We start from the raw sequence: 17,839 nt of genomic DNA, 5'->3' as shown, positions 1-17,839 counted from the left end.
GCCCGCTGCCCCGATGTTCCGCCACGTATTGTTGGCACGGCCTAGTTTGAAGCGCGGCGCCTTTCGAGCGCGGCCTGCGCGGCGTCGATTTCGGCCTGGCTGCGATTATCGAAGCGCGGGATGAGCGCGGGCAGCGTGTTGAATGCATCGTCGGTCCAGACGTAGCCGTTGAAAGTGCTGGGAATTTCGGTGAGTTGTTCGGGCAGGGTGATGCCGCTCACCTCACCTGCGACCGGCTCACGCGGTCCCTCGATCACGATTTCGCCGCCGTGGGCTTCCATTCGCGCGATCAGGCGATTGGGCCAACCCCATAGAACCGTCTGTTGATCGAGCGCGATGAGCATGGTGCGGCCTTTGCAGCTTTCCGGCAGGAAACCGCTCCACCCCTGCGCGATGTAGGTGGCGGTGCACTGGCGAGCAGCGTCGGGATCGAAGGCCCAGACTTCAGGATAGATCACGCGAATGCGCGCAACGGCTTGCGCAGAGCCGTAGAACGCATCGCCTTTCGCCTGCGGATCGCGTTTGCTCGCCTCGAACGCGGCGGCAACCGCCTCGGGCAGCCTCGGATCGGGCGAGGCAAGGTGAACCATCACCCGCCCACGCACCGGCAGCGCCTTTAACACGCTTTCGAGGCTGGGGATGGTTATCCCCTGTCCGCGAAAGGGAGCCTCCTGCGTGCCTGCCACCGTATAATTGTGGCCAGCGTCCAGCGTCTGAAGGTCTTCCAGCACTGTTTCGCTCACCAAACCTTCGCCATCGGTCAGGCAGCCCAGCGCGTTTTGCGAATGCAGCACAGCGACACCGTCTGCGCTGACTTGCGCGTCGATTTCGATCAGCCAGCCGCCCATCCGGTCGGCTCGCAGCACGCTATCGCGCGTATTTGGCAGATAGCGGTTATACGGTTCCTCAATCGTCGCCAGCGGGCAGGTTTCATGGACACCCGGCTTGAGTTCCGGTGCGAGCGCGCGGTGCGCGATCTGTTTGGGCGCGCCTGCCGGATTGGGCGCGAGCCAGCTTGCGTTGAGAATTGTCAGGACGAGGAACAGTACGGCAAACGCCATACCTGCCCACAGCGCAAATTTCTTCATGAAAGCAATCGCTTTGCCTCGCTACAATCGCGCTCCATCTGTTCCATCAGCGCATCGAGGCTGTCGAACTTCGCCTCGCCGCGCAGGAAGTGGTGGAACGCGACTTCAATTTCCTGACCGTAAAGATCGCCGGAAAAATCGAAGAAATACGGCTCAAGCAATTCCTTGGGCGGTTCGAATTGCGGGCGAATGCCGATATTGGCCGCACCTTTCAGCGTTTCGCCCGTCGCCAGAATTTTGCCTGTCACCGCATAAACGCCGTACTTGGGGCGCAGATAGGTGTCGATCGCGATGTTGGCGGTTGGATAGCCCAGTTTTCGCCCGTTCTTGTCGCCATGTTCGACGATGCCGCGAATGGCGAACGGGCGGGTGAGCAATTGTGCGGCGAGCTGCGGGTCGCCCTCTCGCAAGGCTTCGCGAATGCGGCTGGATGAAACAACCGCGCCGCCCAGCGCGTCAGGTGCCTCAACCGGTTCGACCACCCGGCTTTTCAGGCCGCGTGCTGTGCCAAATTCACGCAGCAGATCGACATTGCCTTTTGCGCCTTGGCCAAAGGTGAAATCGCCGCCCGTGACCACGCCGAATGCGCCGAACCGTTCGATCAGGATATCGGTGATAAAGTCCTGCGCGCTGGTGGTCGCAAGCTCCGTATCGAAGTGGAAAACCAGCATCGCGGTTGCACCTGCGGCGAGGTAAAGCTCCTGCCGCTGCTCCAGAGTGGTCAGGCGAAACGGTGGCACATCGGGCCGGAAATGGCGCACGGGGTGCGGATCGAACGTGGCGATGATCGAGGGGCGGCCCCCTTCATGCGCCCAGCGGATCGCCTCGCCCGCGACAGCCTGATGACCACTGTGAAACCCGTCAAAATTGCCGAGCGCAATCACCGCGCCGCGCAGCGCCTGCGTGATGTCGTCCCTATGATCCAGCCAGCGCATCAGGCATCGGCCCGGCGGCAATAGGTGACAAATGAATATGCGGGCATGTCGCCCGCAGCCCCGTAGTCTTCGCGCGCGGCAACTTCCCATTCCGGGCCGAGCGGTTTCATGAACGTGTCGCCGGGATATTCGGCGTGTATCTCGGTCACTTCGATGCGGTCTGCCAGCGGGCGGAACACATCGTAGATTGCCGAACCTCCGACCACGGCGATTTCACCGGCCTCGTCATCGCGGCGTGCAAGGGCGAGCGCCTCGTCCACGCTGTGCGCGACTTCAGCGCCGTCGCTGTCCCAGTGATCTTTTCGGCTTAGCACGATGTGCCGCCGCCCAGGTAAGATGCCTGGCAGGCTTTCAAATGTCTTGCGCCCCATGATCATCGGCTTGCCCATGGTTAGCGCCTTGAACCGTTTAAGGTCGGCAGACAGCCGCCAGGGCAGCGTGCCTTCATGGCCGATGGCCCCGTTGCTGGCGCGGGCATAGATCAGGACAATCTCGCCGCTCACGGCAGATCACGGCCCACATCATGGCTGACCCGTGTGACATGGCCCATCTTGCGCCCCTCATGCGCCTCACGCTTGCCGTAAAGATGAAGGTGCGGTTCGCCCGCTTCGCCAAGGATGCGGTGTGCGCTCAGCGCATCGTTACCCACGATATTGCGCATATCGACGCTGGCAAACCGCGTCGCTGTTCCGCCCAGCGGCAGTCCGGCAATGGCGCGGATGTGGTTTTCAAACTGGCTCGTTGCGGCCCCTTCGATGGTCCAGTGCCCCGAATTGTGCACGCGCGGTGCCATTTCGTTGAAGATCGGCCCCTGTTTGGTGGCAAAGAATTCCAGCGTTAACACGCCGACATATTTGAGCTTTTCTGCCGTTTGCGCGGCGATTTTGCGCGCTTCGTCCACCTGGCTCTCGACCAGATCGCCTGCGGGAAGGACCGAATGGACCAGCATCCCTCCATCATGCGTGTTGGCCGAGGAATCCCAGAACCGGACCTCGCCATCTTTTCCGCGCACGAGGATGACGGAAAATTCGGTTTCGAACCCGACCATGCCTTCGTAAATACACGGCCGTCCGGGAAACCGTATGCCTTGCGCCTCATGCAAGGTGGGGATGCGCCACTGGCCTTTCCCGTCATAACCATCGCGCGCGGTTTTCAGGATGCCGGGCGCGCCAACCGATTCGACCGCGCGGGTAAAGTCGTCATCGCTTTCTACCCGGCTGTAAGGTGCGCAGCGCGCGCCGAGGTCTTCGACAAAGCGTTTTTCCGATAAACGGTCCTGCGCAATGGCGAGCGCCCGCGGATGCGGGGCGAGCATGATTTCCGGGATCGCTTCAACCGCGGTCAGCGGTACGTTCTCAAACTCCCACGTAACCACATCGCAGCGCGAGGCAAAATCGGCGAGCGCGTCTTTCTCGCCCCAGCCTTTTTCGATGAATTCATCGCAGGATGACGCTGCAACATTGTCTCCTGCCGGGCCATACCCGATGACACGGTAGCCAAGCTGGATTGCCGCCACCGCGAGCATCCGGCCCAATTGGCCGCCGCCCAGAATGCCGATGGTCGATCCGGGAGTAAGGGGTGCGCCCGCCATCAGTCTGACGGAGCCTCTGCAACGTCGGCGGTGCGCGCGGCGCGCCAATCCTGAAGCCGCTGAGACAGGTCTTCATCGGAAAGGGCGAGGATCGCTGCCGCCATCAACCCTGCGTTTTTGGCGCCGGCCTCTCCGATGGCGAGCGTGCCGACCGGAATTCCGCCGGGCATCTGGGCGATGGAAAGCAGGCTGTCCCATCCCGACAGCGCCTTTGACTGAACGGGCACGCCCAAAACGGGCAGGTGCGTCATGGCCGCGATCATGCCGGGCAGATGCGCCGCGCCGCCAGCACCGGCGATGATGACATCGAACCCTTCGCCCTCTGCGCCTTTGGCAAATGCGCTCATCCGGTCGGGCGTGCGGTGGGCGGAGACGATCCGCGCCTCATGCCCCACCTCAAGTTCGGTCAGAACCTCGCAGGCCAGTTTCATGGTCGGCCAGTCAGACTGGCTGCCCATCACGATTGCAACTTTTGCGTTGCCGTCCCTTGGCATCCCCCGCGCCCCTCAGCTGTCTTTTAGATAGTACCGTTCACCCGGCACCATGTTGTCATCGAAGTCATAGACTATCGGCTGGCCGGTGGGAATCTCCAGCCCGGTGATGTCATCATCGGAGATATTTGAGAGATGTTTGACCAGCGCCCGCAGCGAATTGCCATGCGCGGAAATGATGACCGTTTCGCCGCTGGCAAGTACCGGCAGAATATCGCTTTCCCAATAGGGTAGCACCCGCTCAATCGTCAGTTTCAGGCTTTCGGTATAGGGCACATCGATCCCGTCATAGCGCGGGTCTGCGCCGGGATCGTATTCGCTGCCCGGCTCCATTGGCGGCGGAGGCACATCGAAACTGCGCCGCCAGATATGCACCTGTTCATCGCCGTGCTTGTCGCGGGTTTCCTGTTTGTTGAGCCCGGTCAGGCCGCCATAATGGCGTTCGTTGAGGCGCCAGTCCTTGATCACCGGCAACCACAACCGGCCCGCCTCTTCCAGTGCGAGGTTGAGCGTCTTGATCGCGCGCGTTTGAAGCGAGGTGAAGCACGCGTTGGGCAGTACGCCCTTGTCCTTCATCAGAAGGCCTGCTGCTTTCGCCTCGGCCACGCCTTTTTCGGTCAGGTCGACATCCCACCAGCCGGTAAAACGATTTTCGAGGTTCCACTGGCTCTGGCCGTGGCGGACAAGGATGAGCTTGGGAATGGTATTTCTCCGCAGAACCGGATGGCTGTTCAGGTCGCTAGGCCATCATATCGTATGATGCCACTCCACTAGCTATCGTCGTCCGCCTTGGAAACCCCGCTTTCGCGCGATTCGCTCGTCATTTCGCGGCTTTGCGCTTTGCGGCGGCGCAGGTTTTCGCGCAGTTTGGCTGCCATACGCTCTTCGCGCGACAGATTCTTGCTTGTGTCTTCACTCATGCGAAATCCATTGCGCTTAAGGCGCCTGAACATCAAGCATGGCTTGACAAGAGGCGCTGCCCCAACGATAGGCGCGCGTCTCGAAAGAGGGCCGCGGTAGCTCAGTGGTAGAGCGCGTCATTGGTAATGACGAGGCCGAGAGTTCAATTCTCTCTCGTGGCACCATTTTTGTTTTTTGGCGCCCTCAAGCGCCGGGCGCGGGCCATCCGGCCCGCTTGGCTTTCGCGCCATAAGGCGCGGCGGGCGGTCGCCCTTGCGACGCCTGCGGCGTCGTTTCAGCACGACAATAGGATGATAGTGGCGGAGCACGGCGCGAAGCGCCGCAAGCGCGACCGCGCGCCCGCAGCGCCGGAGGCGCGAGGACACCGCGCCCCGGATGGGGTGCGAACTCAAAAAAAAACTCCCGCGCAAACGAAAACTCCCGCAAACACTCTACCGCCCCCGCACAACCACCCCAATCCCAACACTTTTGACGAGTGCGCTTGTGCGCCTCGCTCCGCTATCCCCTTCCCATCATTTAATCCGATGGGAGAACGAGCGATGGATCTGGGACTTAAGGGCAAGAAAGTCATCATGAATGGCGGCGCACACGGACTGGGCCTCGCATCGCTTCGTCACTTTGCCGCCGAAGGGGCAGACGTCGCCTTCTTCAGCCGCAAGGAAGACAAGATTGAGGCGGCCAAGAAAGCAATCGATGCTGCCGGTCCCGGTAAGGTGCACGGCGAGGTCTTCGACATGGCCGATGGGCCTGACGCCTATAAAAAGTGGATCGCGGATGCCGCAGACGCGCTGGGCGGATGCGATATCTTCGTCCACATGGCGAGCTCATCGGGCACGGGCGGCACGGGCGACTGGCAGGCCGGTCTCGACATGGACATCATGGGCGCGGTCAACGCGATCGAAGTTCTGACCCCGCATCTCGAAGCATCTGACAGCGGTTCCATCGTGCTGATGTCGTCCACCGCCGCGCTGGAAACCTTTGTCGCCCCGCAAGCCTTCAACGCGCTGAAAGCCGCGCTGATCACCCACGGATCGCAGCTTGCCCAGGCGCTCGCCCCGATGGGTATCAAGGTGAACTGCGTATCGCCCGGCGCAATCGAATATCCCGGCGGCAACTGGGAAATGATCAAGGACGCGATGCCGCCCCTTTACGAAGGGACGTTGGCAAAAATGCCGATGGGCCGTTTTGGCGAACCGGAAGAGGTGGCCAAAACGGTCGTCTTCGTCGCCAGTCCGGCCTGCCCGTACATGACCGGCGCGAACGTGGTCGTCGATGGCGGCTTTACCCAGCGGGTCCAGTTCTAATCCCGGCGATTTCGCCCCACCAATTCTGCAAGAGGAAGGCCCAACCCGATGGCTGAAATAGAACGCGACAAACTGCTAGATATCTACACCCGCACCATGAAGGTGAACCGCACGGACGAGAAATTCCGCGAACTGCTGATGCAGGGCAAGGTCGCCGTCATGTATTACTGTGTGCGCGGGCAGGAGCTGGTCTCTGCCGCGGCCATGGCTGCGCTGGAGAAGGACGATTATGTCGTCTGCACTTACCGCGGGCAGGGCGAACAGACGGCCAAGGGTATTCCGATTGAAAAGTGGTGGGGGGAATGCCTGGGCAAGGCGACCGGCACGTGCAAGGGCAAGGGCGGCACGATGCACATCACCGATCCCGACACCGGCATCATGGTGACCACCGGCGTGGTGGGATCGGGCATCCCGATTGCCAATGGGCTTGCCATGGCGAGCCAGAACAATGGTGACGGGCGCGTGACCCTGTGCAGTTTCGGCGATGGCGCGGCGAATATCGGCGGCTTTCACGAAGCGATGAATATGGCGCAGCTGTATAAACTGCCGGTCATATTCCTGTGTCAGAACAATCGTTACGGCGAACACACCGCCTATGCCGATCACACCGACAGCCCCGATATCTCCAGCCGCGCAGCCGGATACGGCATGAAGGGGATCAAGGTTGATGGCAACGATGTGAACGCCGTCTATCCCGCGATGGAAGAAGCGGTCGAACACGCCCGCAGCGGTAAAGGGCCGGTGCTGGTCGAGGCGATGTGTTACCGGATGATGGGCCACTTCTTCGGTTCGGACTTCTCCTACATGCCCGAAGAACACATCGCCGAAATGCAGGCCGAGGACCCACTTCCCAAACTGCGCAAGGTGATGCTGGAGCGCCAGTTCACCGAAGACGAGCTGGACAAGATCGTCGCCGATATCGACGCGGAGATCGACAGCGCGGTGCAGCACGCACTCGATGCGCCGCTGCCGGACACCGATGAAATCTACAAAGACGTGCTCGAGGAGACAGCATAATGCCAGAGTCCTCTAACATGATCACCATGACGCAGGCGCTCAACCTCGCGATTGACGAGGCGATGGCGGACGATGATGGCGTGTTCTGCCTGGGTGAGGATGTATCCGCCAAACAGGGCGGCGGCGTGTTCAAGGTGACACAGGGTCTGACCGAGAAATACGGCGAAAACCGCATCCGCGCGACGCCCATTTCCGAAACCGCGATTATCGGTGCCGCTGTGGGCGCGGCGCTCGCGGGACAGCGCCCGATTGCAGAGATCATGCTGATGAATTTCGTCGGCGTGTGCATGGACCAGATCGTCAATCACGCGGCCAAATTGCGATTCATGTCAGGCGGGCAGACGCCGTGCCCGATCGTGATCCGCACCACCACCGGAGTGGGTGTCGGATTCGGCGGACAGCATTCCGACATGCTGGAGGCATGGTTCGCTCACGTCGCCGGGATGCATGTGGTCACGCCCAGCAACGCCGCCGATGCGCGCGGGCTGATGCGCTCCGCCATCGATGCGAACGATCCTGTGATCTTCATCGAAAACATCCTGTGTTACGGCTTAACCAGCGAGGATCCCGGCCCCGGTTACCGCGTGCCCTTGGGCAAGGCGGCCGTGGCAAAGGAGGGCACCGACATCAGCCTCATCACCTATGGCCGCACCGTTCTGGATGCGATGGAGGTTGCAGGCGAGATGGAGAAAGAAGGCGTCAGCGTCGAGGTGATCGATCTGCGCACCATCGCGCCTTATGACGAGGAAACCGTGCTTGCCAGCGTCAACAAGACAGGCCGCGCGCTGACCCTGCACGAGGCGGTTCGCCCATTCGGCGTGGGCGCGGAAATCGCCGCGAACATTCAGGAAAAATGCTGGGACAAACTGAAGGGCCCGGTCCGGCGGATTGGCGGCACATTCTCCGCCGTGCCGTTTGCGACGCATCTTGAACAGGCCTGGATCCCGCAGAAAAGTGACATTGCAGACCAAATCAAAGCGAGCGTGGGCAAGGACTGATGGCTGAAGAAATTCGCATCCCGAAACTGGGCATGAGCGCAACCGAAGTGACCCTTGCCGAATGGATGTTCGGCGAGGGGGAAAGCGTGGCCAAGGGTGACATTATCTACACCGCCGAGACGGACAAGACGACGGTGGAGATAGAGGCTCAGGCTGCGGGCACAATCCATCCCACCGGCGAAGAGGGTGCCAAATACAAGGTCGGCGATGTGATCGGTACGATTGGGTGACAGTATGACCAGTCCGCGCGAGATTCAGGCCGCCGTCTATTCCGCCGCCGGCGCGCGCGATTGGGAGACAGTCGAATCGCTGCTGCATCCCGATTTCGTCCTGTACGAAGCGGAATGCCTGCCGTTTGCCGGTGAGTGGCGCGGCAAGGATGCGCTGCAACGCTGCGCTGCGGCGATGTATGGCACATGGGCTGAGGCTAAGGTCATTATTCACGATATCACCGGCGGCGAAACTCATGCAGTCACTGTCCTCACGCTGACCATGACGCCGAAAGGCGGCGGAGATACCTTCAGCCAGACGGTGTGCGAAATGGGTGAATTTGAAGACGGCCTGATGAAAAGCCTGCGCATCCATTATTTCGACGCTGACGAAGTGGCGCGGAAGGCGGCAGAGTAATGACAATCGAAAAAGTGTGCGTGCTGGGCGCACCGGCGGATCAGGGGCAGCCGCTGGTCGCCGAACTGCTTGGCGCAGGCTTTGACGTGACAGCAGGCGTCCGCCGCGAAAACGCGATGGAGGGCACGCCATTCCCCGACCTGCCGACGGTCCGTGCCGATATCACCGATGCCGATGCCATGGCACATGCGTTTGCCGGGCAGGATGCGGCGGCGTTTCACCTTCCGTTTGAATTTGACCGCGAAAAGGCGGCGCAATTCGGGCAGCAAATTGCCGAAGGGGCAAAGCGAGCCGGGCTAAAGAAGATCGTTTTCAACACCGCTTGCTATGTTGCGGACCGCGACCTTGATCTGTCGGCGCATGATGGCAGGCGCGATATCGAGCGCGCGCTGGAGGATACCGGCATTCCGTGCGTGTTCATCGAACCAACCGTGTTCATGGACAACCAGTACCGCATCTGGACTCGCCCGCTGATCATGCGCGACGGGGTTTTCGCCTATCCGGCAGGGCCGACGCTCAAGATCAACTGGGTCTGCCTGGAGGATGTGGGTCAGGCGATGCGCCGCGCGCTGCAAACCGATGCCGCCGACGGGATGCACGTGCCCATTGGCGGACCCGATGCGCTGACCGGCGATGAGGTCGCCGCGAACCTGACCGAAGCGATCGGCAAACCGGTGCGTTTCCAAAGCCTAGCGCCGGAGGAATTTGCCGCCCGCATGAGCGAGCTGGTCACCGGATCGCGCGAAGTACAGCCGCTCAGCATTTATGACGGGATGGCCAAATTCTACGCGTTCTACAATGCGCAGCCGACATCGCCGCTGCTCGTCGATCCGCAGAACGCACATGACTTGCTGGGCATGGAGCCGACCTCGCACCTTGAATGGGCGCGGTCGAAAGACTGGATGGACGGGCTGGAGGGGATGATCTGACTTTCCTACACGCGGCGTCTTTGTCACAGGGGCACAGCTCTTTGAAAACAGGATAAGCCCGCAAAAGTAGGAGAAGTGTCACCCATCTCCTACAAGCAGCAATCACGCAATTTCAATATGTTACGCTGTAGGACGCGGATGACACGAAGGCCGATCTGTCATGCACGTCCTACATCCACCGCCACCGCAAGCAGCAACCCAAACGGCGCGAAGCAGCCGCAAGGGCGACCGCCCGCCCGCAGCGCCAAAGGCGCGAGGAAATCGCACCCCGGATGGGGTGCGCAAAACCAAACGGCGCGAAGCAGCCGCAAGGGCGACCGCCCGCCCGCAGCGCCAAAGGCGCGAGGAAATCGCACCCCGGATGGGGTGCGCAAAACTAAAGAGTCTGCCCGTCATCCAGCACAAAATCCGCGCCGGTCACGAACTCCGCTGCGTCCGAACACAGGAACAGGATCGGCCCATCGAGCCCTGATTGTTCCATCAGCCGTCGCTTGGGAAAACGGGCGATCTGCTTTTTACCTGGTTCTGTATCGAACCATTCATCGTTGATGGCCGTGCGAATATAACCGGGCGAGACCGTGTTGACGCAAATTCCGGCGCGCGCCCATTCCCGTGCCATGCTGCGCGCAGCCTGCACCACGCCCGCCTTGCTGGCGGAATAGGCGACAAGGCCGGGGGAGGGTTCGAATGCCGTGATCGAGGCGATCATCACGATCCGCCCTTTTGTAACGCCGCCTGCCATCATCCGCCGCGCCCCTTCGCGCGCGGTCAGGATCGCGCCTTTCAGATTGATGGAGAGCGTGCGTTCGATCTCTTCTTCTGAAATGTCGTTCATCATGCCGGCTCCCTCGATCCCGGCATTGGCGATGACTGTGTCGACTGTTCCGAAAGCGCGTTCAGCGGCATCGAAGCCGGCGATAATCTCCGCCTCGCTCCCCACATCCATCGCTACCGCACTGGCGCGATGGCCGATCTCGGAGGCGAGCGCCTCCAGCCGGTCCTTGCGCCGCGCGCCCAGCGCCACATTGGCACCATTGGCCGCCAGAATGCGCCCGAAATGCGAACCAAGGCCAGACGACGCGCCGGTAATCAGCGCATTGCGCCCCGAAAGATCAACAGAAAGAGCCACAGGCGAAGCCTATGCGGTCTTTGGCAGCTCGCCGTCGATATATTTTTTCAGCGTGGTCTGGAAATGGCGGACCCGGCTGTCCTGATACTGGCCCAGCTCCATCATGCCGTCCCGCATCGCTTTCATGCCGGTCTGGACATGCGGCAGGTTGGACATGTCCTGATCAAACACATTGGCAAGCTGCGGGCCCATAATGTCATTCGCCCACGAAAACGGCTCGTCATCGGGGATGTAGGTCATCTCGACTGCGCGGGGACGCTCTTCGCCTTTGGGTGTCGGGAAGAGCAGGCGGATTTCCATGATGCAGCTATCGGGCGTCTCGTCGGGCAACCAGCGATAGACCAGCGTCGGCAGAAACCCGATCCACGGCGCGAAATTGGGGAAGATATTGTATGTGAAATTATCGAGGATCTCGCTGTCAGAGGCATCGGAATAATCATATCCGTATTGCTCGGCAAAACCCTGACGTCCCGCCTCGGCCAACACTTTGCGAGCGCCCAGCGGATCGGACGAATCGTACCCTTCCGCCGGATCATTGCTGGCGGTGAAACGGCGGTTGGTGTCGGCATCCGCGCCGCCCGAAAATTCGTTCATTTTCTCCAGCACGTAGTCGGAATTCTTGCCCTTCATATGGGGGCTGAGCACGCCGGAGGGTGTGATCGCACGGTTAAAGTGGTCACCGATGTGGTCATAGCGCGTGTTCGCATCACCAAGGAACGGCAGCAATTGCGGGTGCGTCGTGATCGAATGCCAGGCTTCCATGAATGCCTCTGCCGTCGCTTTCCAGTTGGCAGGAATGCGTTTTTGCACCCACATCCCGGTGTAGCGGTTTTCGAAATCATACCGCTCGTAATGCGACGCCGCCGGGCCAAGCCATGTTTTGAAATCGGGCAGGTCGTGGTTTTCGGTGAGCATGACAAAACCCTGCCACAGTTCGACCCGCGCCTCCGGCAGGCACATGTTCTTGTCTTTGAGGTGCTTGAAATCCCATTCGGACGGAATTTCTTTCAGCGTGCCGTCATTGCGCCATGTAAATCCGTGGAACGGGCAGCGCAGCTGGATCGAATTGCCCCCTTCGGTGCGCAGTTTGCGGCCGCGGTGCAGGCAAGCATTGTAGAACGCTTTGACGCCGCCATCCTTTTGCCGGACCAGCACGAAACTTTTGCCGGCGATCTCGAACACCACAGTGTCGCCTGTATCGGGAAGCTCGTCTTCGCGCGCTGCGAACAGCCAGACATTGGGCCAGACCTTTTTGCGTTCGAGCGCGGCAAATTCTTCGCTGATATAGGGATCAACCGAGAGCGGATCGGTCGGCATGTCCGCGACCGTTTCTTCGAAAAGATAGTCCGGCGGAGTGCGCGTATCGCCCTCCAGCATCTCGGTATAGCTGATGCCGGGGCAACGGTCTTCGGCGCTGACTTTCTTGATCTCGTTCATGAGAGGCCTCTTTAGATCCCTAATTCCTCGCACTTTGTGCAGTGTTCGCGGAGGGCAATATCACACAGGTTCGCCCTTTCGGCACACTATCGGATTGGAGAGGATTGATGGCGCGCAGCAAAGGCATTTCGGAATTGGGAGAGGTCATGCAGCTGGCCTTTGTCCCGCGCGATTTCGGCGCGGCGGTCGCGCATTGGACACAAGTTATGGGCGTCGGACCGTTTTTCCTGATGGAGGGCATTCATCTGGAAAGCATGAAATACAAAGGCGCGCCGACCGATGCGGTGTTCGATCTCGCTCTGGCCTATTGGGGCGATATCCAGATCGAGCTGATCCGCCCGCGCGATGATCATCCCTCGATTTACACCGGCGAATATGCCGATGTTGGCGAAGGTCTGCACCATGTCTGCATCCTCGTCGATGATATGGACGAAGCCTACCGCGTTTGCGCCGACCGCGGTGCCGAGGTTGTGATTGAGGGTGCGCTAGGCGGTAGCCGCGTGATTTATGTCGATCCGGGCAAAGGGCCGGGCAGCCTCGTCGAAATCCTGCAGCAGGGTGAGGGCGGTCCCGGCCTGTTCGCCATGATCAAGAAGGCGGGTGAGGATTGGGACGGCAGCGAACCGCTTAGAAAGCTGGGCTGACCGCCGCCCCGATCAATTTTTGCAGGGTGACTAGCTGCTTGCGCCGAGATAGCCGAGCTGGCCTGCCTTGAAGATGGTCTGGGCGCGGTTCACGCTATCCAGCTTCTCGCCCGCCCGGTGAATGTGATACCGGATTGTAGCGTGCGATCGTTCAAGGATCATGCTGATTTCCTTGTCGGTTTTGCCAATAGCGGCCCAGCGCAGGCATTCAACCTCGCGTTTCGACAGGACGCAGTCAGACGGGATGCGACGTTTTGTGCGGTGTGCCTGAACATATCCGGCGACAAAGCGGCGCGTGATCTGTGAAAACAGCGAGGCATATTTGGCGAATTCCTCGCTCAAATCCTCTTTGTCGCGGTCCATGCTGATAAAGCTGTTGGCGGAAATCTGGCCGAACGGCAGGTGAACCGGGATTACGATCGCCGCCTTGCACAGTGACCGTTTCTCGAAATCGGCGAGGTCCAGTTCCTCAAGATACGAATTGCGCCAGCGCGTATTGAACCCGTGGCTGTTCACCCAGAACGGCTCGCTTTCGTACCGGCAGGCACGCGGAAGCGGTGAATGCAGCGCAAGGCGGTGGTCTTCCCACCAGCGCGCGCCATCATCCAGCCAACGAAACACGTCCGCATTCAGGATGGTGCCATCAGCATCGACCATCGGCTCTTTCGAGGAGATATCGTCGCACATCGCGATCTGCATGCCGCGTTCCTGCGCGATGCGGGCCATGTTTTCCGCCGCATCGTGAATGTCTTCCGGGCAGGTGATTGTCACCTGTTCCAGCAGCTGATCCAGATGCTCACGCCCTTGCGGTGTGCGCAGTTCGACTACGTTCTCGGCCATTACCGTTTCTCCTCCTCAACTCTCCAAGGACACTCTACCTTATCTTGATCGATTCGCCTCATACTTTACGCAGGGGAAATAAGGGCTGGCGCTGGTAGTCCGAACTTAAAGGAGATTCCGGCAATGGTATGGCAGGGTGAGAATTTTGGCGCCGCTTTGAAAGCTTTGGCAGGGGCAATTGAGCCGGGCAGGCCAGCGGTTGTCCACGGCGACCGGGTGGTCCAATGGGGCGATCTGGACCGTCAGACAGACAGCATCGCCGCGGCCCTGCGCAGCAAGGGGTTAAAGCCCAGAGACGTTGCCGGCCAGATGCTGCGCAATACGCCCGATTACATCCTTGCCTATTTCGGCTGCATCAAGGCCGGGATCACGCCGGTGAACGTGAATTATCATTATAAAGAGCGCGAACTGGCCGACATTTTCAGCCGGTTCGACCTGAAGGCGGTCTTCACCGAAAGCGATTTTGCCGATGGTGCGCGCGCCGCCATGCCTGACGGAAGGCTGACCATTGATGTTGGCGCAGGTGAATGGGCAGTGATGCGCGATTTCACGCTGCCCGATGATTTTGCGATCCATGATGATCCGCAGGCGCTGTTTCTCACCGCAACCGGCGGGACGACCGGTATGCCCAAAGCGGTGATGTGGCCGTTTGCCGAGGCGTGGCAGGCGTTCAGCATTTCCGTGTGGCAGCGCGGTCCCGGTGAACCGCCTTTCGTACCCGCGTCACTGGAGGAGCATATTGCCGAGGCGGTCCGCATCGGCCCCGACCATCCCGCCAGTGCATCGCCGATTTTGTTGCTCAGCCCGCTGATGCACGGTGCAGGGCAGTTTACAGGGGTGATCCACCTGCTGAAAGGGGGGACGCTCGCCCTGCTGCCGCACGAAAAATTCGATGCTGACATTGCTTTGGACGAGATCGTGCGGATTGGTGCGCGCGGCGTGTTCATCGTTGGCGATGCGTTTGCCTTACCGCTCGCTGACCGGTTGGAGGCGCGCGCTGCAAATGGCGAGATATCGGCGATTGCCAGCCTGCGCACGATTACCAGTTCCGGCGCGGTGTTTTCCGAAGCGGTGAAGCAGCGCCTGATCGCGCACAATCCCTCGCTAGTGATCATTGATGCGCTCGGCTCCTCGGAAAGTTCTGGCACGGCGATTGTCATCACCACTGCGGCTGGGTCCAGCGGCGGCGGCAAGTTTGCGGCACTGCCGGGACGCGAGACGAAACTGTTCGACGAGAACCTTAACGAGATTGAGCGCGGGAGCGACGGCATCGGCATCGTCGCGCGCACAGGTCCGCTGCCGCTCGGCTATTTGGGAGAGGATGAGAAGAACGCGCAGACTTTCCCCGAAATCGGCGGGAAACGCTGGCTCATGACCGGGGACCGCGCCCGCTGGGCCGCCGATGGCAGTCTCGATTTTATCGGCCGCGACAATATGTGCATCAACACAGGCGGCGAAAAAGTCTTCCCCGAAGAGGTCGAGGCCGTGCTGCAGGATCATCCGGCGGTGGACGATGTGCGCGTCGTCAGCCTGCCCGATCCGCGCTTTGGCCGCAAAGTGGTCGCGGTGGTGAAACCGCAAGACGGCGCAGTGGATATTGCCGAGGCGCTGGACAGCCACGCCCGCGCCGGTCTTGCCGGGTATAAAATTCCGAGGTCCTATGTGGTGACTAACAGCTCCCTGCGGCTCAACAATGGAAAGCCCGATTACAAGACCGCGCAGCGGCTGGCGGATGCTTCCGCCGGATAGCGCGGTCTATTTGCGGTCAGCCTTATCCTTGTCATTGGTGCCTTTGATCATGGCCCGCATCTGATCCCATTCGGCATCGCCCAGGCCCTGCAAGACTGGATAGAACGTGCCGCCATTGGCCTTTGCCCCGGCGCCGTCGATGGCGATTGTCTGTCCGTTCACATATTCTGCGCCCGGTCCCATCAAAAACACGGCGAGGTTTGCAAGTTCGTGCATCTCTCCGGCGCGGCCCATGGGATTGAGGTCATTCTTCGAATTGCCGCCCTGTCCGCCGGGCGATAGCCGCGCGCTCATCCCCTTGGTCGGGAAAAGGCCCGGGGCAATCGCGTTGAAACGCAGGCCGTACCGGCCCCATTCGGTTGAAAGGCTTTGTGTCATCGAATTGATCGCGGTTTTCGACATGGCGCTGGGCACAACGAACGCGCTGCCGGTCCACACCCATGTCGTCAGGATGGAGAGGAAGCTCGCTTTATTGCCCTCCGCTATCAGGCGTTTGCCAATGTCGAGTGTCACGTAAAATGTCCCGCGAAAGACGATGTCGGCAATCGCATTGAACCCGTTGACGGTCAGGTCTTCGGTGCGGCTGATGAAATTGCCCGCAGCATTGTTGACCACTCCGGTCAGCGCGCCGCCATCGGCCCAGATCGCGTCGACCATTGCATGGATCGCGTCGGGATCACGGATATCGCAGGCATGGGCGACCACCTTTCCGCCATGCTGTGCCATCAATTCGGCAGCGGTTTCATCCAGTTTGTTCTGCCGCCGTCCGCAGATATAGACGGTCGCGCCCAGTTTGAGGAAACCCTCGGTCATTTCGCGGCCCAGTCCGGTGCCGCCTCCGGTGACGAGAATCCGTTCGCCATCCATCAGGCCATCGCGGAACATGAGCTTTGATAGGTCCATTGGGTGTCTCTCCTAAAGGGTGCTCAAAGACCGAGAACGGTCTTGGCTATGATGTTCTTTTGCACCTCGTCCGATCCGCCGAAAATCGTCGCGGCGCGGTTGTTGAGGTATTTGCCCATCGCCGTTTGCGCCAGCTCGCTGCCGACCGGTTCGGGCGCTTCATTGCCGTAAAGCGGGCGCTCCATCGGCAATTGCAGCGCATCGGTGCCAAGCAGTTCGATCCGCAGCGTGTCGATTTCCTGCCCGATATTCGAACCGAGCAGTTTGACGAGCGAGGTCTGCGGTCCGGGCGCGCGCCCCTTTGCCAGTTCGGCAAGGATGCGCAGTTCGGTAACTTCCAGCGCCTCCGCCTCGAGCCGGGCGCGGGCGAGCCGGTCACGGAATCGCGGGTCGTGGGCAATCGCTCCGTTCACGCCCGATGGCTGCGTTTTAGAAAGTGTCTCCAGCCGGTCAATGGACTGCAAGAGGCGCGGGGCATAGCACGATCCGCCGCGCTCATTTTCGAGCAGGAATTTGGCGATTGACCAGCCCGCGCCCTCTTCGCCGATGCGGTTTTCAGCGGAGGTTTTTGCATCGGTGAAGAACACCGCGTTGACTTCGTGATCGCCGGACATCGAATGGATCGGGGTAACTTCCACGCCGTCCTGATCCATCGGCAGCAGGAGGAACGTGATCCCTGCCTGTTTCTTCACAGTCGCATCGGTTCGAACCAACGCGAAAATCCAGTTTGCGTGGTGTGCGTGGGTGGTCCAGATTTTCGACCCGTTGACGATATACTCGCCGTTTTCGAGCCGGGCTGACGTCTTTAGCGAGGCGAGATCCGATCCGCTGCCGGGTTCGGAATATCCCTGACACCAGTAATCCTCGCCCGAGAGGATTCTCGGCAGGAACCGCGCCTTTTGTTCATCTGTGCCGAATGCGCAGATGACCGGCCCGACCAGCCGCAGACCCAGGATCGCGAGGCTGGGCGCGCCGGCAAGGGCGCACTCTTTTTCAAATATGAATTTCTGTGTCGGGGTCCATCCGGTCCCGCCATCCTCCACCGGCCAGTGCGGTGCGATCCAGCCCTGTTCGAACAGGATGCGGTGCCATTCCATGCCGATATCCGGTTCGACGAACACGCCCGGTGTGCGCCGCGCGCCGTCTTTCAAACGGTCGGGCAGTTTCTCGGCCAGAAACGTGCGCACTTCCTCACGGAAAGCCAGATCATCAGCGTCAAATGTCATATCCATGGCG

The 17,839-nt window shown here is 60.5% G+C and carries 20 protein-coding genes and 1 tRNA gene; 9 read left to right on the top strand and 12 right to left on the bottom strand.

Translation table 11 applies throughout. The features are described from left to right. Window positions 1-41: 41 nt before the first annotated feature. The 7 genes from ACGHU1_RS05645 to ACGHU1_RS05615 form a co-directional block, all read right to left on the bottom strand. Window positions 42-1,088, bottom strand: a complete 1,047-nt coding sequence (locus ACGHU1_RS05645) for a glycerophosphodiester phosphodiesterase family protein (protein WP_390584382.1) — start codon at window positions 1,086-1,088, stop codon at window positions 42-44. Beyond that, window positions 1,085-2,023: a bifunctional riboflavin kinase/FAD synthetase gene (locus ACGHU1_RS05640; protein WP_390584380.1), complete on the bottom strand. Its 939-nt coding sequence runs from the start codon at window positions 2,021-2,023 to the stop codon at window positions 1,085-1,087. The genes ACGHU1_RS05645 and ACGHU1_RS05640 overlap by 4 nt, the downstream gene beginning before the upstream one ends. Beyond that, window positions 2,023-2,526, bottom strand: coding sequence for a dihydrofolate reductase (locus ACGHU1_RS05635; protein ID WP_390584378.1), 504 nt, complete (start codon window positions 2,524-2,526; stop codon window positions 2,023-2,025). The genes ACGHU1_RS05640 and ACGHU1_RS05635 overlap by 1 nt, the downstream gene beginning before the upstream one ends. Continuing rightward, a complete protein-coding gene (locus ACGHU1_RS05630) occupies window positions 2,523-3,614 on the bottom strand; it encodes a 5-(carboxyamino)imidazole ribonucleotide synthase (RefSeq protein ID WP_390584376.1) in 1,092 nt (363 codons plus the stop codon). The genes ACGHU1_RS05635 and ACGHU1_RS05630 overlap by 4 nt, the downstream gene beginning before the upstream one ends. After that, window positions 3,614-4,108 (bottom strand): 5-(carboxyamino)imidazole ribonucleotide mutase, encoded by a 495-nt coding sequence (gene purE / locus ACGHU1_RS05625; RefSeq protein WP_390584373.1) that lies wholly within the window; start codon window positions 4,106-4,108, stop codon window positions 3,614-3,616. Before purE ends, ACGHU1_RS05630 begins: the two co-directional genes overlap by 1 nt. A 12-nt stretch (window positions 4,109-4,120) precedes the next feature. Next, the gene (gene gpmA / locus ACGHU1_RS05620) at window positions 4,121-4,807 is read right to left on the bottom strand and encodes a 2,3-diphosphoglycerate-dependent phosphoglycerate mutase (protein ID WP_390584820.1); all 687 of its coding nucleotides are present in this window, start codon (window positions 4,805-4,807) and stop codon (window positions 4,121-4,123) included. A gap of 68 nt (window positions 4,808-4,875) precedes the next feature. Then, window positions 4,876-5,025: a hypothetical protein gene (locus ACGHU1_RS05615; protein WP_390584371.1), complete on the bottom strand. Its 150-nt coding sequence runs from the start codon at window positions 5,023-5,025 to the stop codon at window positions 4,876-4,878. A gap of 90 nt (window positions 5,026-5,115) precedes the next feature. Here ACGHU1_RS05615 and ACGHU1_RS05610 point away from each other — a divergent pair. From ACGHU1_RS05610 to ACGHU1_RS05580, 7 genes are all read left to right on the top strand, one after another. After that, window positions 5,116-5,190: transfer RNA gene (locus ACGHU1_RS05610), tRNA-Thr, on the top strand. A gap of 375 nt (window positions 5,191-5,565) precedes the next feature. Continuing rightward, window positions 5,566-6,330 carry an SDR family NAD(P)-dependent oxidoreductase gene (locus tag ACGHU1_RS05605; RefSeq protein ID WP_390584369.1) on the top strand — a complete coding sequence of 255 codons (765 nt, stop codon included), beginning with the start codon at window positions 5,566-5,568 and terminating at the stop codon, window positions 6,328-6,330. 48 nt (window positions 6,331-6,378) lie between these two features. Continuing rightward, window positions 6,379-7,347, top strand: coding sequence for a thiamine pyrophosphate-dependent dehydrogenase E1 component subunit alpha (locus ACGHU1_RS05600; protein ID WP_390584367.1), 969 nt, complete (start codon window positions 6,379-6,381; stop codon window positions 7,345-7,347). Continuing rightward, window positions 7,347-8,345, top strand: a complete 999-nt coding sequence (locus tag ACGHU1_RS05595; protein WP_390584365.1) for an alpha-ketoacid dehydrogenase subunit beta — start codon at window positions 7,347-7,349, stop codon at window positions 8,343-8,345. The genes ACGHU1_RS05600 and ACGHU1_RS05595 overlap by 1 nt, the downstream gene beginning before the upstream one ends. Next, the gene (locus ACGHU1_RS05590; protein ID WP_390584363.1) at window positions 8,345-8,575 is read left to right on the top strand and encodes a biotin/lipoyl-containing protein; all 231 of its coding nucleotides are present in this window, start codon (window positions 8,345-8,347) and stop codon (window positions 8,573-8,575) included. Before ACGHU1_RS05595 ends, ACGHU1_RS05590 begins: the two co-directional genes overlap by 1 nt. A gap of 4 nt (window positions 8,576-8,579) precedes the next feature. After that, the gene (locus ACGHU1_RS05585; protein WP_390584361.1) at window positions 8,580-8,972 is read left to right on the top strand and encodes a nuclear transport factor 2 family protein; all 393 of its coding nucleotides are present in this window, start codon (window positions 8,580-8,582) and stop codon (window positions 8,970-8,972) included. Next, the gene (locus ACGHU1_RS05580) at window positions 8,972-9,901 is read left to right on the top strand and encodes an SDR family oxidoreductase (RefSeq protein ID WP_390584358.1); all 930 of its coding nucleotides are present in this window, start codon (window positions 8,972-8,974) and stop codon (window positions 9,899-9,901) included. Before ACGHU1_RS05585 ends, ACGHU1_RS05580 begins: the two co-directional genes overlap by 1 nt. Window positions 9,902-10,277: 376 nt before the next feature. Here the strand turns inward: ACGHU1_RS05580 and ACGHU1_RS05575 are convergent, their stop codons facing one another. Together ACGHU1_RS05575 and ACGHU1_RS05570 are read right to left on the bottom strand one after the other, a co-directional pair. After that, complete coding sequence (locus tag ACGHU1_RS05575; RefSeq protein ID WP_390584355.1) at window positions 10,278-11,030, bottom strand: SDR family NAD(P)-dependent oxidoreductase; 753 nt, start codon at window positions 11,028-11,030, stop codon at window positions 10,278-10,280. A gap of 9 nt (window positions 11,031-11,039) precedes the next feature. Further along, window positions 11,040-12,467 (bottom strand): SRPBCC family protein, encoded by a 1,428-nt coding sequence (locus ACGHU1_RS05570; protein ID WP_390584353.1) that lies wholly within the window; start codon window positions 12,465-12,467, stop codon window positions 11,040-11,042. Window positions 12,468-12,574: 107 nt separating this feature from the next. Between ACGHU1_RS05570 and ACGHU1_RS05565 the strand changes: the two genes are divergently transcribed. Beyond that, the gene (locus ACGHU1_RS05565) at window positions 12,575-13,111 is read left to right on the top strand and encodes a VOC family protein (protein WP_390584351.1); all 537 of its coding nucleotides are present in this window, start codon (window positions 12,575-12,577) and stop codon (window positions 13,109-13,111) included. Window positions 13,112-13,141: 30 nt separating this feature from the next. On the opposite strand, the gene ACGHU1_RS05560 is transcribed toward ACGHU1_RS05565, so the two are convergent. Further along, complete coding sequence (locus ACGHU1_RS05560; RefSeq protein WP_390584348.1) at window positions 13,142-13,951, bottom strand: LuxR C-terminal-related transcriptional regulator; 810 nt, start codon at window positions 13,949-13,951, stop codon at window positions 13,142-13,144. A 123-nt stretch (window positions 13,952-14,074) separates the two neighbouring features. Here ACGHU1_RS05560 and ACGHU1_RS05555 point away from each other — a divergent pair, with 123 nt between their 5' ends. After that, on the top strand, window positions 14,075-15,700 hold the full coding sequence (locus ACGHU1_RS05555) for an AMP-binding protein (protein WP_390584346.1): 1,626 nt from the start codon (window positions 14,075-14,077) through the stop codon (window positions 15,698-15,700). A 6-nt stretch (window positions 15,701-15,706) separates the two neighbouring features. Here the strand turns inward: ACGHU1_RS05555 and ACGHU1_RS05550 are convergent, their stop codons facing one another. After that, window positions 15,707-16,603 carry an SDR family oxidoreductase gene (locus tag ACGHU1_RS05550; RefSeq protein ID WP_390584344.1) on the bottom strand — a complete coding sequence of 299 codons (897 nt, stop codon included), beginning with the start codon at window positions 16,601-16,603 and terminating at the stop codon, window positions 15,707-15,709. A 23-nt stretch (window positions 16,604-16,626) separates the two neighbouring features. Beyond that, entirely contained in the window at window positions 16,627-17,835 is a 1,209-nt protein-coding gene (locus ACGHU1_RS05545) for an acyl-CoA dehydrogenase family protein (RefSeq protein WP_390584342.1), read from the bottom strand. Between the last annotated feature and the right edge of the window lie 4 nt (window positions 17,836-17,839).

This window comes from Erythrobacter sp. MTPC3 (genome assembly GCF_042854385.1).
In the GTDB taxonomy this organism is placed as follows: Bacteria; Pseudomonadota; Alphaproteobacteria; order Sphingomonadales; family Sphingomonadaceae; genus Erythrobacter.
The sequence above is the reverse complement of the archived record's forward strand: the minus strand, read 5'-3'. Positions and strand labels throughout refer to the sequence as shown.